Genomic DNA, 22,880 nt, shown 5'->3' with positions numbered 1-22,880 from the left:
GCATTCCGAGTCAACCCCCACCCTCCCCTCACTTCAACGGCAGCGGCCCTGCCCGGAGAGGGGCTTGTTCGTCACGAACTCGCAGACACACGGGTTGACCCGGCAGGTGAACGAGTCGTTCTCCGCGCACAGCGATTCCACCTTGCGCCAGCCCAGGACGGGCATGTCCTCGAAGTCCAGCTCCTGCGTGTAGAGGACGTTGCCCTTGAAGCCGAAGGCCAGGTGCAGGGTCTCCGTGTTGGCCTCGCCCCGGGAGGGGGAGCAGAAGCGCTGCATCGGAGAGCGAAGCGCCATTCGCGCCAGTATGAGTGTTTCCCGCTTCCGTGGACAGGCTCCCCCCTGCGAGCCGCTGCCTCTCGCCGGTGTCCTCGTATTTCATCGCGGATGACGCGGTCACCTGCGAAATAGGGCGAGGTGAAGGTTCGTTCTTCCGGAGAGCGAGCAACCAGCCCCCACGGGAGCACAACGAATGAGCCGCCTGACGTCACCCTCCCCCACTTCGCCCCATGTGAAGCCGCGCCGGGCCTTCGTGCACTCATGGCGCGTGCGGACGCTCTCGCTCGCGCTGGTGGGAGCCGCCGCCGGCCTCAGCGCTTGCGCCGCGCCGTCCACGCTCGCCGTGTCTCCCTCCGGAGTGCCCGCGTTCAGCGAGGACATGCTGTCGCCCGAGTTCTGGATCCGCCGTGCCCCCGCTCCGGATGCCGTGCTGCTCGATGCGGAGCAGGTGGCGGCGAAGCGCCTGCGCGCGTTCGGGCCGGATGGCGGCTTCATCGACCTGAAGGGCATCCCGCCCACGCTGACGCGCGCACAGGTCGCGGGCTGGATCCGGGACGCGCAGCGGACTCCCATCCCGGCGGCCATCGACGAACAGGGGCGGCCCGTGACGGAGGCGATGCTCGACGAGCTTCGCCAGAACGCCGCGGGCCAGCACATCCCCGAATCATCCGCCGCGCGCTACGGCCTCAGCGTTCGGCGCACGCACCTGCGGTCGCTGCCGTCCAGCCGGCAATTCTTCGCCTCGGGGGAGCTGCGCGACTACGAAAGCCTGCAGGCCGGAGTCCTGTTCCCGGGCGAACCGGTCATCATCGCGCATCAGAGCGCGGACCAGCAGTGGCTGTTCGTCCTGACGACCCAGGGTCCCGCGTGGGTCCAGCGCGGCGACATCGCGGAGGGCACGGCCGACGCGGTGTTCTCCTACGTGGCGACGGTCCCCGGGCGCGTCGTCACCGGCGATCAGGTGCGCACGGTCTTCACGCCGGAAGCGCCAGCGGTCTCCGAGCTCGAACTCGACATGGGGACCGCGCTGCCCCGGGCCGACGTGGCACCCGGTGAGCCCGTCAACGGCGCGAGCAGCTACGCCTCGTGGCCGGTGCTGCTGCCAGTCCGAAAGCCGGACGGCACGCTGGCCTTCCAGAGCGCGCTGGTGCGCCGCACCGCGGACACCGCGCCGGGCTACCTGCCGCTGACGCGCGCCAACATCCTCCGGCAGGCGTTCAAGTTCCTGGGCGAGCGCTACGGCTGGGGGCACCAGTTCAATGCGCGCGATTGCAGCGGCCTGACCAGCGAGGTGTACCGTGGCATGGGGCTGTTCCTGCCGCCCGACTCCGGGAAGCAAGGCAGGAGCGCCGCGCTGAACCACCGCCTCTTCACGGCGCAGGACTCGCACGACGAACGGGTGCGGGCCCTGGCGCAGGCGCAGGTGGGTGACCTCGTCGTCGTCCCCGGCCATGTGCTGATGATCATCGGCCACGTGAATGGCGAGCCCTACGTCATCCAGGATGTCCCCTACGCCGTGTTCAAGGACCCGGCCACGCAGCAGCTCCGCAAGACGAAGCTGAACCAGGTCTCGGTCACGCCCCTGCTGCCGCTCCACGCCGACGACACGACCCTGTACGTGGACGCGATGACCAGCCTCGTGCACGTCACGCAGCCATAGGCCCGGCCGACGTTCGAGCGATGACCGTTCGGGCCTCGGTGAGCCGCAGGATGTCCGACAGCGGATCAGCAGCCATGGCGCAACCGCGCGTTCCCGAACCGCGCGGGCGTCGTCCCCACGATGCGCCGGAAGTGGCGATTCAGCTGGCTCTGGTCATAGAAGCCGACGCGCGTCGCGACCTCGGACGCCCGCAGGCCGCGCTGGAGCAGCTCCTTCGCCCACATGATGCGCAGGTGCGTGAGGTACGCGTGCGGCGGCAGGCCAATCTGGGCGCGGAACGCTCGGCACAGGTGGAACTTGTCGAGCCCCGCGTGGGCCGCGAGGTCATCGAGCGTGACGGCGTCGCCCATGCGCTCATGGAGGTATGCCATCGCGCGCCGCACCGGCCGCGTGTGGTCCGGCGTGGCGCCCCTCAAGACGGTGAACGCCTGCACGGCCTCGACCACCGCGACCTCCAGCGTGAGGCGATCCGCGCCAGCGGCGACCGCATCCAGGAGCCGCTGGAAGGGAAGGCCCCGCTCGTCACCAGGCTTGAAGTGGGGATGCGCGAGGACCTTCCCCTCCAGGTAGACGCGCTGGATGTCGCTCTCGGGCAACACGACGGCCTGGTAGGTCATCGTCCCATCGTGCGCGACGTCGCGATGCACGTCGCCTGGCTGCTTCAGGTGGACCGCACCAGGCCCGCCATTCCAGACCCTGCCCCGGTTCCACCACTCGCTCTGCCCGCGCTCGATGCGCACCACGACGTGGTGCTCCTTCATGCTGACGCGCAGCTGGTCGGTCGTCATCCTCAAGGCCTGGAGCCCAGGGACCGGAACCGGGAGCACCTCGGTGGTGAACATCCCCTCAGTGTAAAGGCGCGCCGCCCCTGCTCGCTTGGGCATTCTTGGCGCGAAATTCCCGCCAAGAAGCGCCAAGCACGTGCGGTCCGGGCGCCGTAGTTCATGGGGCATGAACGATAGAAAAGTCGCCCTCGTCACGGGGGCCAACAAGGGAATCGGCCTGCAGATCGCCAGGGACCTCGCCGCGCATGGCTTCACCGTGCTCGTCGGCTCGCGAGACCTCGCCCGGGGCGAGGAGGCGGCGAAGACCATCACCGGGGATGCCCGCGCGGTCGCTCTCGACGTCACGGACGGGAAATCCATCACGGCCGCCGCCGAGCGCATCCGCAAGGAGCTCGGCCGCCTGGACGTGCTCGTGAACAACGCGGGCATCGCCCGGTCGGGCAGACAGGCGGAGAAGCCCGACCTGCCGCTGGCTGAGCGCGCGAAGGCAGGCCTTGCGACCGCAGCGCCGCTCGACGAGTTCCGCGCGGTCTTCGAGACGAACGTCTTTGGCGTCATCGCCGTCACCCAAGCGATGCTTCCGCTCCTCCGGGAGGCCCCCGCGGGACGCATCGTCAACGTGTCGAGCGGCGTCGGCTCACTCACGAACGCCTCGAACCCGGCGAATCCCTACCATGCGATGTACGGGGTCTATTCGACGTCGAAGACGGCCCTCAACGGCATCACGCTTGCCTTCGCCGTGGCCCTGGAATCCACCCGCATCAAGGTGAACGCCGCGTGCCCGGGCTACACGGCTACGGCCCTCAACAACTTCCAGGGGCCCCGCACCGTCGAGCAGGCCGCGCGCGAACCCGTGCGCCTCGCGCTCCTCGGCCCGGATGGCCCCACGGGCACCTACTCGGATGAACAGGGCGTCATCCCCTGGTGATGCCTGGACGGGAAGGCCGGCGCCAACGTCAGCGCCGGGCCCCGTGATGACGCTAGCTGGCGCGCTTCGCCTTCGCGCGCGAAGCCTTCGGCTTGTTGCTCTTGCTCTCCAGGTTGAGCACCACCGCGGCGCGGATGAGCGCCTTGAAGGCCGCTTCGTTGATCTTGTCGCCTTCGTGGATGTCGATGGCGCGCCGGACGTTCCCGTCGAGGCTGGAGTTGAAGAGACCGGCGGGGTCCGGCAACGCAGCGCCCTTCAGGAAGGTCAGCTTGACGGCGCTCTTGTACGACTCGCCCGTGCAGAGGATGCCGTCGTGGGACCAGACAGGCGTCCCCATCCACTTCCACTCCTCGACGACGTCAGGGTCCGCCGCGTGGATGAGCGCCCGCACCTTCGCGAGCGTCTTGCCACGCCAGTCCCCCAGGTCCTGGATCCGCTGGTCGATCAACGCGGACGCGGAGTCCGTCGCCACGGTCTTCTTCATGTCCCTCTCCAATCAGGCGGTCAGGCGGCGCCAGAAGAAATACGACAGCGCCCAGAGCATGCCGGTGCCCGCCGCGAAGCCCCACGCCTCCGGGCCATCCCCCACCGAGAAGTGCGCGATGAGCGCCGACACGAGGTTGATGGCGAAGCCCGCGTAGGCCCACTCCTTGAGCCTCGCCGGCACGGGCGCGAGCAGCACCGCGATGCCAATGAACTTGGCCCACGACAGCTCCACCCGGAAGTAGGACGGGAAGCCCATGTGGGTGAACGCCTCCGCCACCTGGGGCAGGCTCAGCTGCGCATAGGCGGTGAAGCCCATCTGCAGACAGAAGAGCACGGTGGCGATCCAGAAGCCGAGGGTCACGGCCTTGGGGGAGGTCCGGGCGGCGACATGGGCCGGGTTCGGAAGGGTCGATTCCATGGGTGGCGGGTCCTCTACTGCTTCGAAGGGTTGGCCGCCTTCCAGGCGGGAGACTGGATGCCGAACTGCTCGGCGTACTCGGAGTTCAGGCGCTGCCAGTCGTACTTCATGGCGTCGCCACCGACGATGCGGCCCACCGGGTCGCCCGAGAGGAGATGGTCGAGCACGTCGAAGCAGATGTGCCAGCCCGCGGCGCCCCAGGAGATGAAGCCCTTGTCGATGTTGTGCCAGAGCGTGAGGCGGGTGCCGCTGTCACCCACCGGCTCCAGCTCCCAGCGCAGGTCCTGCTGCCCCCAGCTGTACTCGAGCAGCTTCGGTTCTTCGGCCCGCTTCACGGTGGTCTCGGAGACCATGGGCGTCGGCGCGCCGACCGTGGAGAGCTTCACCGGCCCTGGCGTGGCCAGGCTGCGGTCCGCGTCGAACGGCGCCCACTCGGCCAGGTGCTTGGGGTCGGTCAGCGCCTTCCACACCTTCGCAGGGGGATGACGCAGATCCCGAACGAGGACGAGCGTCCACTTGTCGCCTTCCTTCTGGACCCTGGCTCCGGCCGCGGGGCCGGGGACGTACTGCGCACGGTGACTCATCGGTTCTTCCCCTTCTTGGGTTTGGGCTCGGGTTCGGGCTTGGGTTCAGGTTCGAAGTCCATCTGGTCGAGATGGCGTTCGAGCGCGTCGACGTGGGTCGTCCAGAAGCGCCTGAATGGTGCGAGCCATTCATCCACCGCCATCAGCGGCTCCGGCCGGATGCGGTAGACGCGCCGCTGGGCGTCGATGCGCGACTCCACGAAGCCGGCGTCGCGCAGCACGCGCAGGTGTTTGGACACCGACGTCTGGGGCATCCGCAGCTGGTGCTCGATTTCGCCGACGGAGTGCTCCGACGACGCCAGCAGGCTCAGGATGGCCCGGCGGTTCGGCTCCGCGATGATCGCGAACGTTGAGTCCATGGGCCGTATATACCCATCTGGTCATATGCCTGTCAATTCATATGACCCCACCTGGCAGGCAGGCGTGCGGTCGTGGCCCTGCCGTTCACCGCGCCTCATCACCGCTTACCGAGCGCTGACGCCGCTCGCGGAATGCCTCCGGCGGCGCGGTGAAAAGGGGGCCAGAGTCACGGCATCCGCTCGCGGAGGACTCCATGCCCCTGGCTCCCCTCACTTCGATCCTGATCACCACCTGGCTGATGGCCGCTCCCAGTGACGACGTGGCGGCCATCCGCTCGGTGGTGGCCGACTACACGGAGGGCGTGAAGTCCGGCGACGGCGCACGGCTCCAGCGCGCCTTCCATCCCGAGGCGAAGCTCCTCTCCGTGGGGCCGGACGGGACGCTCGCCACCTGGCCCGGCCAGGACTACATCCAGGGCGCGGTGAAGCGTCCCCTCGCGGAGCGCGAGGACCGGGTGCTCCAGGTGGACGTCTTCGGCGATGCCGCGGTCGCCAAGGTGGCCGTGCGCACGCCCAAGGCGGACTTCGTCGACTACATCTCCCTGCTCAAGCTGGGCGGACGGTGGACCATCGTGAGCAAGGTGTACCACCGCGCGCTCCGGGCGGAGCCCCGCCCCGCGGGCCCGCTCGTGGGCCGCACCGTGGCGCTGCTGCTCACCCATGGCTTCAACCTGCCGGAGATGACCGAGACCCGGCGCGCGCTGGAGGAGGCTGGCGCCAGGGTGGAGCTCGTGGCCCCCACAACGGGCAGCGTGCGCGCGGAGGTGCCAGCGGGACAGGTCAGCGAGTTCCCCGTGGACCGGGCGCTGTCCGACGCGCGCGCGGACGCGTATCACGCCCTCTATCTGCCGGGCGGCACGCACAGCGCGGACGCCCTGCGCCTCGTCCCCGGCGCGGTGGCCTTCGTGCAGGACTTCCTCCGCGCGAGGAAGCCGGTGGCCGCCATCTGTCACGGGCTGTGGCTGCTCGCGGACGCGGGCGGGGTGAAGGGCCGGCGCGTGACGTCCTTCCCTTCCCTGCGGCGCGACCTCCAGAATGCCGGGGCCACCTGGGTGGACGAGCCGGTGGTGGAGGATGGCCTGCTCGTCACCAGCCGCCAGCCCGCGGATCTGCCCGCGTTCAACTCGCGGGTGGTGGCGCGCTTCGCCCAGACGCCCTCGCCCTGACCTGGACCATGACGGACACCCGCCGCCTCTTCTGGAAGCTGAACCTCGCCGGGTGGCTGGGGTACGGCGTGGTCACCTACACCACCTACGCGCCCGTGCTCGCGGGGATGACGGTGGAGCGGCGCAACGCCATGCTCGTCTTCAAGGCGCTGCGGATGGGGATTGGCTTCGCCCTGAGCCTGGGACTGCACCGCGCCTGCCGCCGCGTCCGCGCGAGCCCCCTGCCCCCATGGGGCCAGGCGCTGCTGTTGTTCGTCGTCTGCTGGGGGCTGGGCGCCGTGTGGTGGCTGCTCTTGCGCGCGGCCTCCTCGCCCTTCTTCCCGGAGCGCACCGTGCTGGACTGGACGTGGGTGCCGCACGGCGGGCTGGACCTGGGCTGGGTGTTCGGCGGGTGGTGCAGCATCTACTTCGGCGTGAAGTCCTGGCAGGAGAAACAGGCCGGGGAACGGGCCCGGCTGGAGGCCCGGGCGCTGGCCCACGAGGCGCGGCTCCAGGCGCTGCGCTATCAGCTCAATCCGCACTTCCTCTTCAACGCGCTCAACTCCCTGCGCGCCACCATCACCGAGGACCCCGGCCGCGCCCAGACGATGGTGACGCAGCTGGCGGAGTTGCTCCGGAGCACGCTCACCGGCCCCCAGCAGGCGCTGATTCCCCTGGAGCAGGAGCTGGAGGGCATCCACAGCTACCTGGCCCTGGAGAAGGTGCGGTTCGAGGAGCGGCTCCAGGTGGAGTGGGCGGTGTCGCCCGCCGCCGCGCAGGCCCTGCTGCCCGCCCTCACGGTGCAGCCCCTGGTGGAGAACGCGCTCAAGCACGGGGCGCGGCGCGGCGCGGTCCTGCATGTGGCCCTGCGGGCGACGCTGGAGGCGGACGAACTGTGCCTGGAAGTGGCCAACACCGGCACCCTGCGACGCGCGGCGGACGCGCACGCGGCGCCGGCCTCCATGGGCATCGGGCTCCGCAACGTGCAGGAGCGGCTGGCGGTGCTCTTCCCCGGCCGGCATGCCTTCTGCCTGGAGGAGCACGACGGCTGGGTGCGTGCCACACTGCGGCTGAAGGTGTCCCATGGAACGACGACTCTCAGCGCTGCTGGTGGATGACGAGCGGCTGGCACGCGTGGAGCTGCGCAGGCTGCTCGCGGCCCACCCCGACGTGGAGGTGGTGGGCGAAGCGGAGGACGTCTCCGGCGCCACCCGCGTGCTGAGGGCCCGCCGTCCGGATGTGGTGTTCCTGGACATCCACCTGGCGGAGGCCTCCGGCTTCGAGCTTCTCGACGAGGAGCTGGGCGAGACGGCGGTGGTCTTCGTCACCGCGCTGGACGCGCACGCGGTGCGGGCCTTCGAGGTGAACGCGCTCGACTATCTGCTCAAGCCCGTCTCGCCGGCACGGCTGGCGCGCACCGTGGAGCGGCTGCGCTCCTCCCTGTCCGGACAGCTTCCCTCCGGTGAGCGCAGGCTCACCCTCGAAGACCGGGTGCTCGTCCAGGAGGGCGCGCGCACCGAGCTGGTGCGGGTGAGCGACGTGCGCTGCATCCTCGCGGAGGACGACTACTCCCGCCTGGTGCTCACCGATGGGAGGGAGCTGCTGGTGCACGAGTCGCTCAAGCGCTGGGAGTCGAGGCTGCCCCCGCGCCACTTCGTCCGCGTGCACCGCTCCACCGTCGTCAACCTCGAGCACGTGGAGCGCATGGAGCGCGAGGAGAACGACACCTTCCGCCTCCACCTGCGAGGGCTCGCCGTCCCCCTCACCATGAGCCGGCGCTACGCCGTGCGGGTGAAGGAGCTGCTGGCGTAGTCAGGCGGTGTCGCGCCAGAGCCGTCGGGCAGACCTCGGGTGGAACGGAACGCAAGGGCACTCCATGCGCCCAGCAGGAGCAGGGACAGTCCCGTAATCCCCATGACGACAAGTGCGGACACATGAGGCTCAGGAGCCGTCATGGGCAGGACGCTATCGCAAGGCCGTCAGACCTTGCGTCACATCGCTTGGATGATGGGGACATGCGCCCTTCCCCTCTTGCTCGGGCCCTCGTCATCAGTGTGTTGCTTCAGGGCGCGTCCGGCTGCACCGGATCGGTCGGCCAGGTCCTTCGTTCGTCCTTCGCCCACCGCCCGGTCGTCCCGGGCGAGACGTATGCGTACACCGTCACCGCGCTCACCGACGAAGGCGGCGAGAGTCTTCCGTCGAATCCGGTGGTGCCGATGGCGGGCGACGTCGTGCTCGAAGCGCTGAAGCTCCAGCCACCACCGACGCTCAAGGTCGTTCATGGCGGGTCACCGGGCATCAAGGCCATGGGCTCCTTCCACCGAGGCACCGAGCCTTCACGCGCGACGTCACCTGCGAGGCCACCTGGAGCTCCGACGCTCCGGCCATCGCCACGGTGGCACATGGCACGATCCAGGGGTTCTCGGAGGGAGCCACGATACTCCACGCGAAGGTCGGGACGGTTGAGGCCCAGGTCGCGCTGGAGGTCATTCCCAATGTGACCCGGGAGCTGAACGGATTGAACTTCCAGCCTCCCGGTGCGCCGCTGGTGCAGGGCTGGGCGGTGGCGGACGACTCGGCCTTCAATGCGGCCCGGGGCTGGGGCTGGCAGGATGTGGCGGGACTCCAGACCCGGGGGTGACCGCAACGGCACCCAGGATCCGCGCCTCGCCAGCTTCGTGGTGACGGCTGGCGCGAAGTTCCGGCTCCAGGTCCCGGATGGCCAGTACCACGTGGCGGCCTCTACTGGCTCGCGGTGATGCGCGTCAGCGGCCTGGACTTCAACCAAGCGCTCGCCGCAGCGAAGAGCTGGTAGCGGATCACCCGGAAACCGCCCTGCGCACCGCGGGGCGTTGAGAGTGACGCCTGACGTACTCCACCAACCGCGGATACCCATCGAGCAGCATCAGCGTGTTCGCAAGGTGGAGGATGGAAGCCATCACCACATCGGCGGCGGTGAAGGCCTCACCCATGAGGAACTCACGGCCGCCGAGTCCCCTTTGGATGTGGTCGAGAGCGGCCGTGAGCCGCGTCCTGAGCTTCATGGCCTCCCCTTCAGGGACTTCGCGCGCCACCGGTGACTGCGCGTCCCGGTAGAACTCCATCACCAGTGGGTCGAGGATCAACTCGGCGAAGGTCATCCAGCCGTAATAGGGACCGCGCTCCGTGCTCCCCACCGGCGGCGCCAGGTGCTTCTCCGGGAACCGGTCGGCCAGGTGCAGACAGCTGGAGAGGGAATCCAACAGCGTGAGGTCCCCATCCACCAGGGCGGGGAGGTCTCCCAGCGGATGCACCACCAGGTATTCAGGGGTGGTGTTCTCCTGCCGCGAAAGATCGAGTCGGACCAGTTCATACGGCACGCCTAGCTCCTCCAGGAGCCAGCGGGGACGGATCGCTCGGGTCCTGAGGGCGAAGTAGAGCTTCATGGGTGGCACTCCTGAGGTTGCGTGAGGCCTCAAGATGCGGGTTCCAGGCTGCTCGGACAATGCGGCCCCGGGCGAACTCATTGTCAGGCTAGGCTTGACGGCCATGATTCCACCGGCCGACATGGTCCTCTTCGCGATGGTCGTCCGTGAGGAGAGCTTCACCCGCGCGGCACTCAAGCTCGGCATCACCAAGCAGACCGTAAGCGAGCGCATCCGCCAGTTGGAGGAGCGGCTCGGCGTCCGGCTCCTCGAACGGACCACGCGGCGCCTGCGTGTGACGGGAGCGGGCGTGAGCTACTCCGAGCGCTGCGCCGCCATCGCCGCGCTCATCGACGAAGCGAACAGCGAGGTGCAACAGGGGAAGGCGGCTCCCTCCGGCCTGCTGCGGGTCTCCTCGACGTTGCTCTACGGCCGGCGCTTCCTGACGCCTGTCATCGCGAAGTACCTCGACCTCTATCCCCAGGCACAGGTGGAGCTGGTGCTGGCGGACCGGCGGCCGCACCTCATCGAAGAGGGGATCGACGTCGCCATCCACATCGGCCCCCTGACCGACTCGTCGCTCGTGGCGCGGAAGCTCGGGGAGACCTCGAGCCATTTCGTCGCGAGCCCCCGCTACCTGGCGAAGCACGGCACGCCGGACGCCCGGGACCTCCGCTCCGCCCGCTGCATCGGCTTCACCGCGTTCGATACGTGGATGGTCCACGGAGTGAAGACGCGGATTGATCCGGTCCTGACGGTGAACGACCTGGAGCTGGCGTGCGAGGCGGCCATCTCCGGAGTGGGCATCGGGCTCGTCCCGGACATCCTCTGCCGGGAGGCCATCCGCGACGGCCGGCTGAAGGTCCTCTTCGGCCCCAAGCCCGCGATGCTGCGGCCCATCCACGCCGTCTATCCCAGCCGCACGAACCTGCCACCCAAGGTCCGGCTCTTCGTCGACGTCCTGGCCGAGATGACCGCGCCGACACCGCCGCGGTCCCGTGGACGGAAGCGGAAGTGAGGCCGACTTGGGCGCGGTGATGAAGAGCTCCCCCAGCTGCGCGGCCTGCTGCCTGGCGAAGTCCGCGGAGGTGTTGCCCAGCAAGGCGACGACGACCTGCGAGTCCGGGAAGAGCATCAGCATGGCCCTTCCGCCTTCGATGGCGCCCCGGTGGTGGAGGATGCGCCGCCCCTGGGCGGACACGCCGATGCGCCAGCCGATGCCCACGCCCGTCTCCTTGTCGGACTTGAGCATCTGCGAGGTGAAGAGCAGGGCCAGTGTCTCCTTGCGCAGGAAGTCGGGCTGGAGGAGCGCGGAGCCGAACCCTTCGGACCCGACAAGCCTCCCGTGCTGCGCGACGGCCACGGAGAGGCCCGGCACCTGGAAGTCCTTGAGCAGCTTCTGGGCGAAGGCACGCGCCTGCTGGATTCGTTCTTCATGGCGCGAGGAGACAGGCGGGAGTGGATATGACGCATCTGGCGAGGCGCTCGCGGGCGTCACCGCGAGCAGCGTGCCCAGGCGAGCCGGGTCGCCCGCGCAACGAACGGGCAACCCAAAAACGCAACACAGTTGCATTTAAATCCACGAGGCATTACTTGGCTCCCCTCATCCGCGCGGTCGACGGCGTTCACCTGACGGGGCCATTCCATGTCTGTATCGGACAACAGCGGGGTCACGACGGAGGGGGACCTCCCCGATTCGTCCTGTGACTGCCTCCACCATCGAGCGCAGGCTTCACGCCCCGCCGATGGATCAGCCGGGGGCCTCTGGGCTTCATGGGTACCGCTCCTGGCGTGTGCCGTGTGCCCGGGTCACCTTTCGGCCTACGCGCAGGTGCTGTCCTTCGTGGGGATCGGCGTCTCGCTCTCCGAGTCCTCCCATCTGCTCATCCTGATGGTGGCCGTCTCCCTGTCGCTCGCCGTGAATGCATGGAGGGCGTGGCGACTTCGCCACCTGGCGCCGCTTGCGATTTCAGGAGTGGGTAGCGGGCTGCTCGTCCTCAGTCATGCGCTGGATGAGAATGCGCTGCTGCTCTGGAGCGGCGTCGCGGTGCTGCTGGGAGGGGTTCTCTGGGAGCGTCAGGTGTGGCGGCGATTCCCGGTGCGCCGCGCCTCCGCATCCCTGGCATCCGCGAAGGCTTCTTGACGAAGGCCGCGGGTGGAGTTCTCCACCAGCGGCTGGAGGATGAGGCTGGGCACGAGCGCGCCGAGTGTGGCCGGGTCGATGGCGCGGACCACCTGGAGCCGGTCCTGGAAGCGGGTCTGCTCGATGTCGAGATAGCGATCCAGGAAGTCGACATCCTCAACCGGCTGCAGCTGCGCGCGGGCACCTGGCACTGACGCTCCGGCCCTTCAAGCGGCACCGCCGGCCGGACCCACTGTTGGCGCCGAGCCCTCTTCCAGACGGCGACCACTGGAGGCAGGAGGGCTCCCCGCGCGCCCCTGGCCAGCACCTTGTCGGAGAAGCGCCGGTGGACCTCCGTGACGCCGCGCTCGCGCTCCAGCCGCAGGAGTCGTTCCCGCAGCGGCGCAAGGTCCCGGCCGGGGTCGAAGCCGCTGTAGGCGGCCTGTTCCGCAAGCGCTTCGAGCTCCGCGTCGGAGCAGTCCGTCAGTGAAGACAGGTTCGCGAAAGCTCCTGACATGGGCCCGCGGCGATACCGCACCCTGCGAGAATTCATCACGGACACCGCACCTGGAGCGGGCTCCCTTCAGTCCCCTCTGTCCTCCGCCGTGAAGCACATCGCACGAATCTGGGACTCCAGTTCGGGCGGCACCCGGACCCGAGGCTCGAACCTGTTCGAGAACATGGGCACCTCCCGGGTCGGACGCGGAAGTGGCTCCGCTTCACGCACGGCCACGGAGACGACCTCCTCCATGAATGATTCACAGACGCCGAAGTCCCCCGCGCGCAGCACCAGCGGGATGTCTGGCGAGTAGGAGCGACTCATGACCACGGTCGCCGCGGTCCACCGCCGCACCGTGCACTCCCACAGCGCGTCCACACGGGGTGAGGCGTCTTCCTCGCCGATGAAAGGCCCGACCTCCAGCACGGACAAGGGCTGTCCCTCCTCCGCCACGCCGTGCACGGCCACCCACTCCGTGGACGCGCCGTCTTCCGTCGAGCAGGCCCACAGCGGCACGAGCGTGAGCTTCACCAGCACCGGCCCGGCAAGTGACTGCTCGGCGCGCGCCAGGCAGCGGCCATGGTCCAGCCGCCCCGTCAGGAAGGGTTTCGCCGGGGCGGTCCGCCGCACGAACTCCGCCCATTCCCCACGCTTGCACGCCTCCAGCGCGGCGGTTGCGTTCTTCCATCGGCCCGACAGCACCTGCTGTGCGATCTCCACTTCCATGGTGGAGGGCAGTCTGCACCCTTCAGACAGGCTCTAACAAATGTCAGGGTAGAGGCGGCGCAGGAGCATGGGGCAGCAAATGCCCCTCAACAGGATGGCCGATTCCACGAACTCCGGCCCGTTGCCGCTCACCCATGGCGAACTCATTCACCAGCCGTGAGATGCACGATGCCACGCCCGGGTGGAAGTGCGGATCGATGGCGGACGTGCGCGGCGCTGCGCTCCTTCAGCGAGCGCGCTGCCAAGCTGTTGGCGGACGAGTCGTACGATGTCGCGTGTGGCAGCTTGGGATCGACCGCTGGCAGATGCATGACCATCGCCTGCATCCACTCCAGAAATGCATGGTTCGGCTCCGTCGGGAGTTCGGTGACCGAAGAGAGGCGTGAGCGTCGTCTCCGACCGCGTCCGAGGTTCAGGACGTGACCAGGACCTCGGAGAGCGCGGCGCGGGCTCCCTTCATCAAGTCGGCGAGCCCCACGGGCGCGCGCAGGCTCCTCGCCGTCAACGTCAACGTCGAGAGGTCGAGCCTCCGGTCCGGCGGAACCGCGAAGTGGTCCGATACATGACTCAGCGCGACACCGAAATAGTAGCCCACGCGCGGAGAGACGACGCTCGTGGGGGTCGCCCGGCGCGAGGTGCCCTGGCACCAGAGCGTGAGCTGATAGGACATGATCCGCTTGGGACCGGTCGGACGTCGTCCCAGGGTGAGCCGCACCTGTTCGCCCCGCGCGTTCGGCGAGGCGAACCGGACGTCGAACTCGATGCCCCTGGCTTGGGTCATCAGCCGGTCGAACGCCCTGCACGCGGCACCGGGTTTTCCGCCCGGCGGTGGACGGTGGTTCCTGGCTCCCTCCAGCTTCGCCTTGTCGGCCTGCTCCCGAGGAATCAAGGCGCTCGCGAGGTTGGCGTCCCTGAAGATGGCGCCTTTGAGGTTGCACGCCAGGAACCTCGCGTGTCGGAGGTCGGCCTGGGTGAAGTCGCAGTCACGCAGGTCGCACGCGTCGAACTCGACCCGGAACAGCTTCGCGCCCCGGAACGACGAGCCCTTCAGGTTCCAACCCTGGATGTTCGTCGATTCCTTCCACGGCGGAGCACGCGTGAGCCGGGCCTCGGTGAAGTCACTCTTCACGGCCTTCACGCCGCTCACGTAGCCAGCCCCCACGAGATTCGCCCGCTGGAACGAGGAGCCGCTCACATCCGGCACGTCCACGGAGGCCGAGGACCAGAACGAGGGCGTCAGGCGCGCACCGCAGAAGTCCCCCTTGCGCCGGGCAACCAGCGGCTGCTTCGGCTCCTTCACGGGCCTCGCCTTCTTCGCCGGCTCCTTCTTCAGCGGGGGCAGCCGCTTTTCGTCCCAGGCGTCGAAGGCCGTCGTCCCGAAGATGTGGCCCTCCACGAGATGTTGGAGGTACCTCTCGTCCGTCACCTTCACCGAGAGGTCGAAGTGATGGAGACGCGTCCACGCGGCATCGAGGAAGGCTCCCATGCCCTTCTTCTCGAGGGGAGACAGCTCGCGCCGGGCCTTGTACAGCAACCCGTCGCTGGCCGCGTTGTGCCGCGCGAGGAGTCTCGAGCGCGCCACGAAGCGCGGCGTGTGCTCGGCGTGCCACCGGTCATCCCAGACCACGGCGGCGCCCGCGTCCGAATGAAGGGGCGACTCGGCTTCTTCAGCCTCCTTCGCCAGGGCGACCCGCTTCTTCGCCACCGCCTTCGGCGCCCCCCTCACCAGATAGTCGATGTCACACGCGCGGCGCTTCGCATCCAGGAGCAGCATCAAGGCGAAGGCCCTGCCTGAGCCGAAGTCCCTCGGGGTGCCAGCAAAACCCGTCAGGCAGTGCAAGGTGACTTCCCGTCCCGCCTTCTTCCCCACCCGCACATAGAACGTATCCGTGGACACGAGGTCCTCCGCGCGAAGCAGTTGTCGACGACCGACCCATCTGGCCACCGAACGTCCGCGACTCAAAGCGGCATCTCCGATGAAAATGCCACCCGGTCACCGTTGCCGGATGCGGGCCCTCGATCGGCGCGCGCAGCGCCGCGGCTACGTGCTCGCGGCTGGGGGAGTAGAGGCAGGAAGCCAGCGACACGAAGGAGGCGAACAGGTTCGCGCCGCCGTAGACGTACGGGATGCCCTTGTCCCGGGCCAGGGTGTTGTTCCAGTTCAGGCGGGTGTTCGCGAGGTACGTGTCCACCCATTCGTGGACATCCTGCTTGAGGCCGGCGAAGGAGATGCTCCCGAAGGGGCCGCCGTCCACGCCCACGGCCTCCATGGAGAGGAAGCGCATGGCGACCGCGTCCCCGGTGGCGACGCTACCGCCGTTGCCCCTCGTCGTGCCGACAGGGTTGGGCCATTCAGAGCGGCGGAGTCAAGAACTCACGATTACAAGCCATGCCCCTGGAACACTGCCCCAGGGGTGGTAGCGAATGCGGCGACAGGCCGTCCGATGGCTGTGTCTTGGTATGAGTTGTCCGATGCTGGCGCTCGGTGCCTGCGGTGACGATTCCGGCCCGGGAACCTCACCGGACGCGGGGACCGAGGTCGACGCCGGAACGCAGGCAGACGCCCAGCGGGCGTCCGCGCTCCATGCCTGGACGGACGAGGCGGCGAAGACATACTGGAGCAACCTGCCCGGCGTCACCCGCTCCGGCATCACATGGGGCACGCTCAGCGCCGAAAGCAAGACGGAGGCGCTGCACCTCGCCTCCCTCGTCCTCACCGCCGAGGGATATGCCGACATGAGCGTCATCTTCGCGGCGACGGCTACCTCGGCGAACAGGGCGCCCCTCCCGGCGGCGCGGCCACGTGCGGCTGGGTGCTCGAACGCGCGCCGGGCGTGAGCACTCCGCTGGACACATGGGCGGAGGCCACTTCCCGTCATGCCTGGGTGGGCCTTGTCGTGCTCGCGGCCATGGCGGTGGCGGTGTCCCGCAGGCGCGCCCCTTCGCTCATGGGCGGATGAGCGCTCCCGAAGGCAGCCCGAAGCGAAGCAGCGCGCATTCGATGTGCTGGAACCCCATCGCCAGCGCGCGCGCGGCGGCCCGGGCGTTGCGGACGTCGAAGGAGCCTTGCGCCCTCCCCTCCTCGAAGATGGACGTCAGCATCGCGACCTCGCGCGCCCGGGGACGGGCGAGGCGCGGCTCGATGAGCGGCAGCAGCTCCCGCATCGCACGGGGCGTGACGCGCAGCCGCTGGACCGTCCGCTCCGCCATTCCCTGGCGCACCTCGATGAAGGTCCGCATCTTCTCCGCGGGCGTCCACGCCGCGCCCACGGCCGCCTCCAGCCGCGCGAGGCCCCGGTCGCAGACGTCATCCACCACCGCGTCGAACAGCTCCTTCTTGCCCTGGAAGAGCTGGGCCATCCTCGCGGGCGACAACCGCGCGCGGGCAGCGATGTCGCGCAGGGAGGCCTGCAGGAAGCCCTTCCTCGCGAAGACTTCTCGCGCGGCCTTGAGGACCGCCGCGCGCTGCATGGGAATGAGAGACAAGACAGTCATCTTGAGAGCTCGCGAAGGGCGGAATGACTGGATGGGCATTCGGGTCAGTCCCGACCGGGCAAGAGCCCCACCGCGCCCGGGCACGACATGGGGCCAGGAAGAGAGAGGTCAACCAGGAGGCCGCTTCAGGAGGCCCCGGATGAAGATGTCGAAGCAGTGCTCCACCGACGCCATCAGCGCGGCCTCGGCCTCGCGCGGCATCAACTTGACGGTGATCTGGCTGAGCAACGCCACGAAGCCACGAGCCACGGACCTGGGCTCGGCCACGGTGAACACCCCCTGCTCCACGCCGTCCTCCAGGAGGCTCGCCAGGACCGCCGCGTCAGACTCCAGCATCCTGGGCACGAGGTGCGCCGCCTGGAGTCCCAGCTCGAAGATGGTGCTCAGCTCGAGGCGCTGCCCTCCGGGGGCACGGGTCTGCTGCTCCAGCTTGCATTGGATGTAGGCCCGGACCCGGGCCTCGGGCGTCTTCGCCCGGCGCACCCGCGCGTTGAGCTCGGCCAGGCTCTCCCCGTACCCCCGCTCCACACAGGCCTCGAAGAGCGCCTCCTTGCTCTCGAAGTGCAGGTAGATGCTGCCCTTGCCGACGCCCGCGCGCCGGGCGATGTCCTCGACCGAGGCCTTCTTGAAGCCAAAGCGCGCGAAGACCTCGCCGGCGGCGTTGAGGATGGCTGTACGTGGGTCCTGACTCACTGACCCGATTCATACGAGGGTCATCCGGTCAGCGCAAGTCCCCTTCTTTCGCCCCTGGAACAATCACAGACTCATCCTTCGGAGCCCCGTGCCGCTGAAGGCATCGTGCGCCCCAAGCCGACGGCGGCATGCCTGGCGGCGGCCACCCAGGGAGGCGCGACGCGCTACGCGGAAGGAGCGCTGGGGGCGGACGGCGTGGTCACCGTCACCGTGGCGGTCATCCGCGGCTCCCAGCGGACGCGCCCCATCCAGTTCCGCTTCAGGCCTGACTTCATGGACATGCGGCCGACGTTCCCACCGTGGCTCGGCCGCTGGCTCCCGGCGCGGACGTGGCGCCCGACGGCAGCCCTGGCACGATCGTATACTCCGAGGACACGGCTCCCTCCTCGGTGAACTTCGCTTCGGGTTGCAGACACCACTTCAACTTCATGCACTCCTCGCATCTCTTCGCGGGTCCTTGCCCCCTATGCGCGCCCCGGAATCCATCGCCACCTTCACATGGGGACTCCGGGTCGTCTGGCTCTGCACGGGCCTCATGCTGACCACGTGCAGGTCCCCCTCCCCCGCTCCGGACACCCCCTCCATGACCTGGGCAAGCCTTCCGGCCTCCGACGCGCGGGTTCAGTACGCGGGCCGGACGTACCGCTCAGACACCGGGGTCGTCTTCTCCCATCCGGGCGTGACGGTCCGCGCGCGCTTCCAGGGAGACGCCGTGCGGATGCGGCTGGACGACGCCGGCCAGGGCGGCGACGTGGGGACCAACCACTTCGACGTCGTGGTGGACGGTGCGCCTCCCAGGCTGCTCGCGGTGCATCCCGGTCAGGGCACGTACCTGCTCGCCAGTGGGTTGGCCCAGGGCCCGCACACGGTGGAGCTCATCAAGCGCACCGAGTCCCTGGTGGGCACCAGCACGCTCCTCGCGCTGGAGGCCCATGGCGAGTTCCAGGAGCCGCCTCACCGCCCCACGGGGCTCCGGATGGAGTTCGTCGGAGACTCCATCACCTGCGGCTACGGCACCGACGTCACCTTCGTCCCGGAGTCCTCCTCCTCGAAGGCGCCTGGCTTCATGGCGAAGCACCAGAATCCCAGACGCAGCTATGGCTGGCTCACGGCCCGGGCCCTGGGCGCGGAGGCGTCGCTCGTCTGCTATTCGGGCCACGGCGTGTACCGCAACCTGGACCTGACCACGTCCGGGCTGATTCCCGCCATCTACGAGCGCGCCGTCCCGGACGCTCCCGCTGCGTGGGATTTCTCCATCGACCCGCCGGATGTGATTGTCATCAACGCCGGCACCAATGACACGTTCGCGGGCAGCGGCACCGCCGCGTTCCTCCCGGATGAAGCGGCGTTCAAGTCCGCGTACCGGACGTTCCTCGCACGGCTCCGCGCGCTGCACCCTCGCGCGCACATCGTGTGCACGCTCGGCAGCATGACGGATGGCTTCAAGCGCATGGAGCAGGGGGGCGTGGTGACGTCCGTGCACGTCGGCGATTGGATTTCCGACATGGTGGCCGAGCGCCAGCGCCAGGGCGATGCCCGGGTCCACCGCCACGTGATGGCCATGCAGAACCCCTTCGCCGACGGCGTTGGCGAGGACTGGCACCCCTCCGCCGCCACGCACCAGAAGATGGCGGAGTCGCTGAGCCGGTTCATCCGGGACGTCGTGCGCCCCTGAGCCAGGGCCCTCCTCAGCGCCTGGCGTCGCGGCGTGCCTGGGTCCGCCGGTTCCGGGCCGTGGCCCTGACCTGACGCTTGAGGGCTGGAAAGCGCTCCTGCTTCAGGGCCCCTCCCTGCTTCTGGCGGGAGGCGCGCTGCCCGGAGACAGCGGCCTTCGCGGTGCGCCCGGCGGCGCGCGTCCGGCGCGCGGGCTTGCGTCCCCCCGCCACCGCGCGGGCGGGCGTCTTGCGCTTCTCCCGCCGGGGGCCCGGGCTGCCCGCGGCGCGGGTCCGGGACTGCGCCTTGCGCTCGAGCAGGGCGAGCCGCTTCTCGAAGCGCTCCAGGGTGGCGGCGAAGTACTCCGCCTTGCGCAGGGTGTTGCGGTTGCCCTCGGCGCGGCGGGAGCGGGACGGCACCTCCCTGCCGAGCGCCTCCCTGCGCTGCCGCTGCGCCGCGTCCTGGTACTTCTCCATCAAGCGGCGCGTGCGCTGGATGCGCCCTCGCAGTTCCCGGGGCGACAGCTCGGCCAGGTTGCGTGGGGCGCTGGACAGGACGAGCTGGGCTTCACGCTCGGTCAGCAGGGACATCCGCTTCGACGGCACGGTGCGCATGGGCATCCTTCCTCCATGGGATTGCATGGCGGAACATCCACACCGTCCATCCGCCAGCAAACCGCTCCCGGAGGCAGCGGCGCGTGCCCTACTGGATAGGCCGCACCCGCCCGGGGACGTGCCCTCCGGGGAAGAGGGCCGTCCTCCGGGCGTCCCTGGCGCCCTACCTCACTTCACGGGCGCGCACTTCGCGGGGCCGAGCGTGGCCTGGAAGTACGGCGTGTAGAGGTCAGGCGTGAGCGTGAAGTTGCAGGTGTTCACCGCGTCCGGCGACAGGTTCTGGTGCTCCTGCATGTAGCGCGCGACGTAGTCACGCACCCCGTCCGCGGAGGACCACAGCAGGGTGCCCTCCTTGAACATGCTGAATCCGCCGCCGCCACCGCCGCGGTAGTTGTTGACCGCGATGCGGAAGAGCTGGTCGTCCTTCACGTCCTGCCCCTTGAAGCGCAGGTGCGTGAGCCGGGAGCCCGCGGGCTTCGTCAGGTCGTAGCCGTACTCGATGCCCGAGTAGAGGTCCCAGTTGTAGTCCGCGACGACGGGCGTGGTGGCCTTCGCGTCCGCGGGCTTCGCGGGCAGGTTGGCCGCGTCCAGCTGCTTGAAATAGAGCGTGTTCAACTCCAGCGCGCGCCGGAGGATGGAGCCGTTGATCTCCATCACGTACAGCGTGTTGTCGTAGATGTAGACGCTGTAGGCGTCGCGCAGGGTGACGTCCCCCGCGGGCAGCGCCACGTCATTGCTGAACAAGGCCGTCGCGGACAGGTCCACATCGAAGCCGGCCTCCTTCGCGGCCTCCTCCTGCACGGTGTTGAGCAGGTCCGCCAGGGGGCTGTCCACGTAGCGCCCGGGGAAGCCGCCCGTGAAGGCCGCGGTGGTGCTGCCAATCTTCTGGTTCACGTAGGCCACCGTCTTGTCGTGGTAGGCCTGGGTGGCCTGCACGACGGTGGCATCCACCGCCACCGTGTCGTCCACGGCATGGAGCGACGAGTCGTGCGCGTCCACGCCCCAGCGCTTGCCGTTCCAGGTGACGTTGAGCTTCACGTCGGCCAGGTGGCTGCCCCAGCGGTTGGGCTGCGTGAGGAGGACCTCGCGGCCATCCTGCTGCTTCAGCAGCATCTTCGGGATGGGCTGGTGCGTGTGGCCGGTGAGGAGCACGTCCACGTCCGCCACCTGCTGGGCAATCTGCACGGCCTCGTTCTCACCGGGGAGGTTGCCCCGGTCGGTCCACTTCGAATCATCCGCGTAGTCCGCGAGCCAGGACTCGGGGCTGCTCGCGTTGCCCGTGGGCTGCTTGTCCGGACCGCTGTGGATGGCCACCACCACCACGTCCGCGCCGGCCTGCTTCATCTTCGGGACGTAGACCCTCGCGGTCTCCAGCGGATCATCGAAGCGGAGCCCGGCGATGTTGTCCTTGCGCTCCCACGTCGCCACGCCCGGCGTCACCAGGCCGAGGATGCCGACCTTCACGTCGCAGACCGTGGTCAGCACATACGGGGTGAAGGCCTCGGAGCCGTCCGCGACCTTGCGCACGTTGGCGCCGAGGATGGGGAAGTTCACCTCGCGCTTGAACTTGTCCAGGACGTCCGGGCCGTAGTTGAACTCGTGGTTGCCCAGGGCCATGGCGGCGTAGCCCAGCTCGTTCATGGCGGCGGCCATGGGGTGCTTGGGCGTGTTGTCCACCAGGGCGTAGTAGGTGCCGAGCGGCGAGCCCTGGATGGTGTCACCGGTGTCCACGAGCAGCGTGCAGTCCGGGTTCTTCGCCCGCTCCTGCTTGACGAGCGTGGCCACCCGGGCGAGGCCGCGCTTCGCGTCCGCCTTCCCGGTGAAGTAGTCCCACGGGAAGATGTTGGTGTGCAGGTCGCTCGTCTGCAGCAGCGTCAGCGTGCGCGGGGAGGTGTCCACCGGCGTCGGGTCGGGGTCGACGGGCGGGTCGTCATTGGAGTCACAGGCGGTCAGCAGCGAGCTGGCGCCCAGGAGACAGAGCGCGCCGGTGCGCAGCGCGCGCATCAGGAAGGAGGAGCGGTTCACGAGGCCTCGACCTTGAGCCATGCCGGAAGGGAATCTTCCGGAGGGGCGCGCACCCTACATCGCTACTCTGACATTCCGTATGGATTCACCCGGCGTCGGGGTCCAGGTTGGCCACCACGCGGTGCAGGAGCGACAGGAACGTGGCGCGCTCGCGTTCGCTGAAGCCCGCCATCGCCTGCTCCGCGACCTCCTCCAACTGGACCTTCGCTTCCGGAACGCGCTTCCGGGCCTTCGCGGAGAGGGAGATTTGGCTCGCGCGCTTGTCGTCCGGGTGTGGCTGGCGCTCGATGAGCCCGTCGCGCTCCATGCGCGTGAGGAGCGCGGCCATGGTGGGCTGCTCGACGTGGGCGTACTCCGCGAGCTGCTTCTGGAGGAGCGGCCCTTGCTCCTCCAGCGCGATGACCACCGGCAGGTAGGCCATCCCGAACTCGAGCGGCCGCAGCCGCTGCTCGAAGTGGCGCATCAGCAACCGGGACGCATGGTTGATCCAGAAGGTCGGTACGGCCTCCGGGTCCCACGGGGGGGCCTTCCTGGCGCTCATTGGAGGCCCCCCGCCCCGTCCTCCGACTCCTCGTCGGCCGTGGGGTAGGCGGAGACGGCCAGCGCGATGCCCTGGTCCGCGAACCACCGGACGTCGTCGGGCGGGAAGTGGATGGAGCTGGTGAAGTGCCGGGCGGTTCCGACGAACAGCCCGAAGTCCACGACGCAGGGCACGGCCAGCTGGCGCAGCTCCGCGAGCAGGGAGCCCAGCACCTCCAGCTGCCGGCGGGCGGCGGCGACGGGCCCGTGCAGCGTGCCCTCCCCGTCCTCCACCAGGGTGAGGTTGAAGCCAGAGGTCGAATGCCGCCCCTGACGCCGCTGCTGCCCCTGAAACCAGACGGCATCCGGATGGCAGTCCGGGAAGCGGTCCAGGACGGATGCCACATCGAAGTCCGGAGCCTGGGCCCGCAGGACAGCCACCGTCATGACACCGCTCCATTCCACCGCTTCGACGAACGCATGGGGCCA

Annotated in this window: 29 protein-coding genes; 12 read left to right on the top strand and 17 right to left on the bottom strand. The window is 69.0% G+C overall.

Annotated elements, in window-relative coordinates:
- Window positions 1-33 precede the first annotated feature (33 nt).
- Window positions 34-294 (bottom strand): hypothetical protein, encoded by a 261-nt coding sequence (locus KYK13_RS08735; RefSeq protein ID WP_223643583.1) that lies wholly within the window; start codon window positions 292-294, stop codon window positions 34-36.
- A 175-nt stretch (window positions 295-469) separates the two neighbouring features.
- On the opposite strand from KYK13_RS08735, the gene KYK13_RS08730 reads away from it, so the two are divergent.
- Window positions 470-1,936, top strand: coding sequence for an SH3 domain-containing protein (locus tag KYK13_RS08730; protein ID WP_223643581.1), 1,467 nt, complete (start codon window positions 470-472; stop codon window positions 1,934-1,936).
- A 65-nt stretch (window positions 1,937-2,001) separates the two neighbouring features.
- Here the strand turns inward: KYK13_RS08730 and KYK13_RS08725 are convergent, their stop codons facing one another.
- Complete coding sequence (locus KYK13_RS08725) at window positions 2,002-2,724, bottom strand: AraC family transcriptional regulator (protein WP_223643580.1); 723 nt, start codon at window positions 2,722-2,724, stop codon at window positions 2,002-2,004.
- Between the two features lie 163 nt (window positions 2,725-2,887).
- On the opposite strand from KYK13_RS08725, the gene KYK13_RS08720 reads away from it, so the two are divergent.
- The gene (locus KYK13_RS08720; protein ID WP_223643578.1) at window positions 2,888-3,649 is read left to right on the top strand and encodes an SDR family oxidoreductase; all 762 of its coding nucleotides are present in this window, start codon (window positions 2,888-2,890) and stop codon (window positions 3,647-3,649) included.
- Between the two features lie 52 nt (window positions 3,650-3,701).
- Here KYK13_RS08720 and KYK13_RS08715 read toward each other — a convergent pair whose 3' ends face one another.
- The 4 genes from KYK13_RS08715 to KYK13_RS08700 are packed head-to-tail and all read right to left on the bottom strand — an operon-like array spanning window position 3,702 to window position 5,496.
- On the bottom strand, window positions 3,702-4,133 hold the full coding sequence (locus tag KYK13_RS08715; protein WP_223643576.1) for a DUF1801 domain-containing protein: 432 nt from the start codon (window positions 4,131-4,133) through the stop codon (window positions 3,702-3,704).
- Between the two features lie 12 nt (window positions 4,134-4,145).
- Window positions 4,146-4,553: a DoxX family protein gene (locus tag KYK13_RS08710; RefSeq protein ID WP_223643572.1), complete on the bottom strand. Its 408-nt coding sequence runs from the start codon at window positions 4,551-4,553 to the stop codon at window positions 4,146-4,148.
- Window positions 4,554-4,567: 14 nt separating this feature from the next.
- Window positions 4,568-5,137: an SRPBCC family protein gene (locus tag KYK13_RS08705; protein WP_223643570.1), complete on the bottom strand. Its 570-nt coding sequence runs from the start codon at window positions 5,135-5,137 to the stop codon at window positions 4,568-4,570.
- Window positions 5,134-5,496, bottom strand: coding sequence for a helix-turn-helix transcriptional regulator (locus KYK13_RS08700; RefSeq protein WP_223643568.1), 363 nt, complete (start codon window positions 5,494-5,496; stop codon window positions 5,134-5,136). Before KYK13_RS08700 ends, KYK13_RS08705 begins: the two co-directional genes overlap by 4 nt.
- 194 nt (window positions 5,497-5,690) lie before the next feature.
- On the opposite strand from KYK13_RS08700, the gene KYK13_RS08695 reads away from it, so the two are divergent.
- From KYK13_RS08695 to KYK13_RS08675, 5 genes are all read left to right on the top strand, one after another.
- Window positions 5,691-6,662 (top strand): DJ-1/PfpI family protein, encoded by a 972-nt coding sequence (locus KYK13_RS08695; RefSeq protein WP_223643566.1) that lies wholly within the window; start codon window positions 5,691-5,693, stop codon window positions 6,660-6,662.
- Between the two features lie 8 nt (window positions 6,663-6,670).
- Entirely contained in the window at window positions 6,671-7,759 is a 1,089-nt protein-coding gene (locus KYK13_RS08690) for a sensor histidine kinase (RefSeq protein WP_223643564.1), read from the top strand.
- The gene (locus KYK13_RS08685; RefSeq protein WP_223643562.1) at window positions 7,725-8,453 is read left to right on the top strand and encodes a LytTR family DNA-binding domain-containing protein; all 729 of its coding nucleotides are present in this window, start codon (window positions 7,725-7,727) and stop codon (window positions 8,451-8,453) included. Before KYK13_RS08690 ends, KYK13_RS08685 begins: the two co-directional genes overlap by 35 nt.
- 685 nt (window positions 8,454-9,138) lie before the next feature.
- On the top strand, window positions 9,139-9,282 hold the full coding sequence (locus KYK13_RS08680; protein ID WP_223643560.1) for a hypothetical protein: 144 nt from the start codon (window positions 9,139-9,141) through the stop codon (window positions 9,280-9,282).
- A complete protein-coding gene (locus tag KYK13_RS08675; RefSeq protein ID WP_223643559.1) occupies window positions 9,254-9,400 on the top strand; it encodes a hypothetical protein in 147 nt (48 codons plus the stop codon). Before KYK13_RS08680 ends, KYK13_RS08675 begins: the two co-directional genes overlap by 29 nt.
- A gap of 60 nt (window positions 9,401-9,460) precedes the next feature.
- On the opposite strand, the gene KYK13_RS08670 is transcribed toward KYK13_RS08675, so the two are convergent.
- Window positions 9,461-10,066 carry a glutathione S-transferase family protein gene (locus KYK13_RS08670; protein WP_223643557.1) on the bottom strand — a complete coding sequence of 202 codons (606 nt, stop codon included), beginning with the start codon at window positions 10,064-10,066 and terminating at the stop codon, window positions 9,461-9,463.
- 103 nt (window positions 10,067-10,169) lie between these two features.
- Between KYK13_RS08670 and KYK13_RS08665 the strand changes: the two genes are divergently transcribed.
- The gene (locus KYK13_RS08665; RefSeq protein ID WP_223643555.1) at window positions 10,170-11,063 is read left to right on the top strand and encodes a LysR family transcriptional regulator; all 894 of its coding nucleotides are present in this window, start codon (window positions 10,170-10,172) and stop codon (window positions 11,061-11,063) included.
- Between the two features lie 150 nt (window positions 11,064-11,213).
- Window positions 11,214-11,513 (top strand): hypothetical protein, encoded by a 300-nt coding sequence (locus KYK13_RS08655; protein WP_223643553.1) that lies wholly within the window; start codon window positions 11,214-11,216, stop codon window positions 11,511-11,513.
- A 608-nt stretch (window positions 11,514-12,121) separates the two neighbouring features.
- Here KYK13_RS08655 and KYK13_RS08650 read toward each other — a convergent pair.
- Window positions 12,122-12,379, bottom strand: a complete 258-nt coding sequence (locus tag KYK13_RS08650) for a hypothetical protein (protein WP_223643551.1) — start codon at window positions 12,377-12,379, stop codon at window positions 12,122-12,124.
- Window positions 12,380-12,513: 134 nt separating this feature from the next.
- On the opposite strand from KYK13_RS08650, the gene KYK13_RS08645 reads away from it, so the two are divergent.
- Window positions 12,514-12,657, top strand: coding sequence for a hypothetical protein (locus KYK13_RS08645; protein ID WP_223643549.1), 144 nt, complete (start codon window positions 12,514-12,516; stop codon window positions 12,655-12,657).
- 93 nt (window positions 12,658-12,750) lie between these two features.
- Here the strand turns inward: KYK13_RS08645 and KYK13_RS08640 are convergent, their stop codons facing one another.
- From KYK13_RS08640 to KYK13_RS08630, 3 genes are all read right to left on the bottom strand, one after another.
- Entirely contained in the window at window positions 12,751-13,392 is a 642-nt protein-coding gene (locus tag KYK13_RS08640) for a hypothetical protein (protein WP_223643547.1), read from the bottom strand.
- Window positions 13,393-13,804: 412 nt separating this feature from the next.
- Window positions 13,805-15,166 (bottom strand): pentapeptide repeat-containing protein, encoded by a 1,362-nt coding sequence (locus KYK13_RS08635; RefSeq protein ID WP_223646564.1) that lies wholly within the window; start codon window positions 15,164-15,166, stop codon window positions 13,805-13,807.
- A complete protein-coding gene (locus KYK13_RS08630) occupies window positions 15,132-15,677 on the bottom strand; it encodes a hypothetical protein (RefSeq protein ID WP_223643545.1) in 546 nt (181 codons plus the stop codon). Before KYK13_RS08630 ends, KYK13_RS08635 begins: the two co-directional genes overlap by 35 nt.
- A 187-nt stretch (window positions 15,678-15,864) precedes the next feature.
- Here KYK13_RS08630 and KYK13_RS08625 point away from each other — a divergent pair, with 187 nt between their 5' ends.
- Window positions 15,865-16,230, top strand: coding sequence for a DUF3500 domain-containing protein (locus KYK13_RS08625; protein ID WP_223643543.1), 366 nt, complete (start codon window positions 15,865-15,867; stop codon window positions 16,228-16,230).
- Between the two features lie 108 nt (window positions 16,231-16,338).
- Here KYK13_RS08625 and KYK13_RS08620 read toward each other — a convergent pair whose 3' ends face one another.
- Together KYK13_RS08620 and KYK13_RS08615 are read right to left on the bottom strand one after the other, a co-directional pair.
- Window positions 16,339-16,878 (bottom strand): TetR/AcrR family transcriptional regulator, encoded by a 540-nt coding sequence (locus tag KYK13_RS08620; protein ID WP_223643541.1) that lies wholly within the window; start codon window positions 16,876-16,878, stop codon window positions 16,339-16,341.
- A 117-nt stretch (window positions 16,879-16,995) separates the two neighbouring features.
- On the bottom strand, window positions 16,996-17,580 hold the full coding sequence (locus tag KYK13_RS08615; protein ID WP_223643539.1) for a TetR/AcrR family transcriptional regulator: 585 nt from the start codon (window positions 17,578-17,580) through the stop codon (window positions 16,996-16,998).
- A 583-nt stretch (window positions 17,581-18,163) separates the two neighbouring features.
- On the opposite strand from KYK13_RS08615, the gene KYK13_RS08610 reads away from it, so the two are divergent.
- Window positions 18,164-19,255, top strand: coding sequence for an SGNH/GDSL hydrolase family protein (locus KYK13_RS08610; protein WP_223643537.1), 1,092 nt, complete (start codon window positions 18,164-18,166; stop codon window positions 19,253-19,255).
- 13 nt (window positions 19,256-19,268) lie between these two features.
- Here the strand turns inward: KYK13_RS08610 and KYK13_RS08605 are convergent, their stop codons facing one another.
- From KYK13_RS08605 to KYK13_RS08590, 4 genes are all read right to left on the bottom strand, one after another.
- Entirely contained in the window at window positions 19,269-19,853 is a 585-nt protein-coding gene (locus KYK13_RS08605) for a hypothetical protein (RefSeq protein ID WP_223643535.1), read from the bottom strand.
- A gap of 162 nt (window positions 19,854-20,015) precedes the next feature.
- The gene (locus KYK13_RS08600) at window positions 20,016-21,893 is read right to left on the bottom strand and encodes a bifunctional UDP-sugar hydrolase/5'-nucleotidase (RefSeq protein WP_223643533.1); all 1,878 of its coding nucleotides are present in this window, start codon (window positions 21,891-21,893) and stop codon (window positions 20,016-20,018) included.
- 64 nt (window positions 21,894-21,957) lie between these two features.
- Entirely contained in the window at window positions 21,958-22,413 is a 456-nt protein-coding gene (locus tag KYK13_RS08595; protein WP_223643532.1) for a MarR family winged helix-turn-helix transcriptional regulator, read from the bottom strand.
- Complete coding sequence (locus KYK13_RS08590) at window positions 22,410-22,838, bottom strand: hypothetical protein (protein ID WP_223643530.1); 429 nt, start codon at window positions 22,836-22,838, stop codon at window positions 22,410-22,412. The genes KYK13_RS08595 and KYK13_RS08590 overlap by 4 nt, the downstream gene beginning before the upstream one ends.
- Between the last annotated feature and the right edge of the window lie 42 nt (window positions 22,839-22,880).

It is taken from the genome of Corallococcus sp. EGB (assembly GCF_019968905.1).
Lineage (GTDB): Bacteria > Myxococcota > Myxococcia > Myxococcales > Myxococcaceae > Corallococcus.
The sequence above is the reverse complement of the archived record's forward strand: the minus strand, read 5'-3'. Positions and strand labels throughout refer to the sequence as shown.

Excerpts from the sequence above, each read along its gene's own strand:
- KYK13_RS08735 (WP_223643583.1), bottom strand. The coding sequence starts at position 294 with ATGGCGCTTCGCTCTCCGATGCAGCGCTTCTGCTCCCCCTCCCGGGGC.
- KYK13_RS08730 (WP_223643581.1), top strand. The coding sequence starts at position 470 with ATGAGCCGCCTGACGTCACCCTCCCCCACTTCGCCCCATGTGAAGCCG.
- KYK13_RS08725 (WP_223643580.1), bottom strand. The coding sequence starts at position 2,724 with ATGACGACCGACCAGCTGCGCGTCAGCATGAAGGAGCACCACGTCGTG.
- KYK13_RS08720 (WP_223643578.1), top strand. The coding sequence starts at position 2,888 with ATGAACGATAGAAAAGTCGCCCTCGTCACGGGGGCCAACAAGGGAATC.
- KYK13_RS08715 (WP_223643576.1), bottom strand. The coding sequence starts at position 4,133 with ATGAAGAAGACCGTGGCGACGGACTCCGCGTCCGCGTTGATCGACCAG.
- KYK13_RS08710 (WP_223643572.1), bottom strand. The coding sequence starts at position 4,553 with ATGGAATCGACCCTTCCGAACCCGGCCCATGTCGCCGCCCGGACCTCC.
- KYK13_RS08705 (WP_223643570.1), bottom strand. The coding sequence starts at position 5,137 with ATGAGTCACCGTGCGCAGTACGTCCCCGGCCCCGCGGCCGGAGCCAGG.
- KYK13_RS08700 (WP_223643568.1), bottom strand. The coding sequence starts at position 5,496 with ATGGACTCAACGTTCGCGATCATCGCGGAGCCGAACCGCCGGGCCATC.
- KYK13_RS08695 (WP_223643566.1), top strand. The coding sequence starts at position 5,691 with ATGCCCCTGGCTCCCCTCACTTCGATCCTGATCACCACCTGGCTGATG.
- KYK13_RS08690 (WP_223643564.1), top strand. The coding sequence starts at position 6,671 with ATGACGGACACCCGCCGCCTCTTCTGGAAGCTGAACCTCGCCGGGTGG.
- KYK13_RS08685 (WP_223643562.1), top strand. The coding sequence starts at position 7,725 with ATGGAACGACGACTCTCAGCGCTGCTGGTGGATGACGAGCGGCTGGCA.
- KYK13_RS08675 (WP_223643559.1), top strand. The coding sequence starts at position 9,254 with ATGTGGCGGGACTCCAGACCCGGGGGTGACCGCAACGGCACCCAGGAT.
- KYK13_RS08670 (WP_223643557.1), bottom strand. The coding sequence starts at position 10,066 with ATGAAGCTCTACTTCGCCCTCAGGACCCGAGCGATCCGTCCCCGCTGG.
- KYK13_RS08665 (WP_223643555.1), top strand. The coding sequence starts at position 10,170 with ATGATTCCACCGGCCGACATGGTCCTCTTCGCGATGGTCGTCCGTGAG.
- KYK13_RS08640 (WP_223643547.1), bottom strand. The coding sequence starts at position 13,392 with ATGGAAGTGGAGATCGCACAGCAGGTGCTGTCGGGCCGATGGAAGAAC.
- KYK13_RS08635 (WP_223646564.1), bottom strand. The coding sequence starts at position 15,166 with ATGCTGCTCCTGGATGCGAAGCGCCGCGCGTGTGACATCGACTATCTG.
- KYK13_RS08630 (WP_223643545.1), bottom strand. The coding sequence starts at position 15,677 with ATGCGCTTCCTCTCCATGGAGGCCGTGGGCGTGGACGGCGGCCCCTTC.
- KYK13_RS08625 (WP_223643543.1), top strand. The coding sequence starts at position 15,865 with ATGCTGGCGCTCGGTGCCTGCGGTGACGATTCCGGCCCGGGAACCTCA.
- KYK13_RS08610 (WP_223643537.1), top strand. The coding sequence starts at position 18,164 with ATGACCTGGGCAAGCCTTCCGGCCTCCGACGCGCGGGTTCAGTACGCG.
- KYK13_RS08605 (WP_223643535.1), bottom strand. The coding sequence starts at position 19,853 with ATGCCCATGCGCACCGTGCCGTCGAAGCGGATGTCCCTGCTGACCGAG.
- KYK13_RS08600 (WP_223643533.1), bottom strand. The coding sequence starts at position 21,893 with ATGGCTCAAGGTCGAGGCCTCGTGAACCGCTCCTCCTTCCTGATGCGC.
- KYK13_RS08595 (WP_223643532.1), bottom strand. The coding sequence starts at position 22,413 with ATGAGCGCCAGGAAGGCCCCCCCGTGGGACCCGGAGGCCGTACCGACC.
- KYK13_RS08590 (WP_223643530.1), bottom strand. The coding sequence starts at position 22,838 with ATGACGGTGGCTGTCCTGCGGGCCCAGGCTCCGGACTTCGATGTGGCA.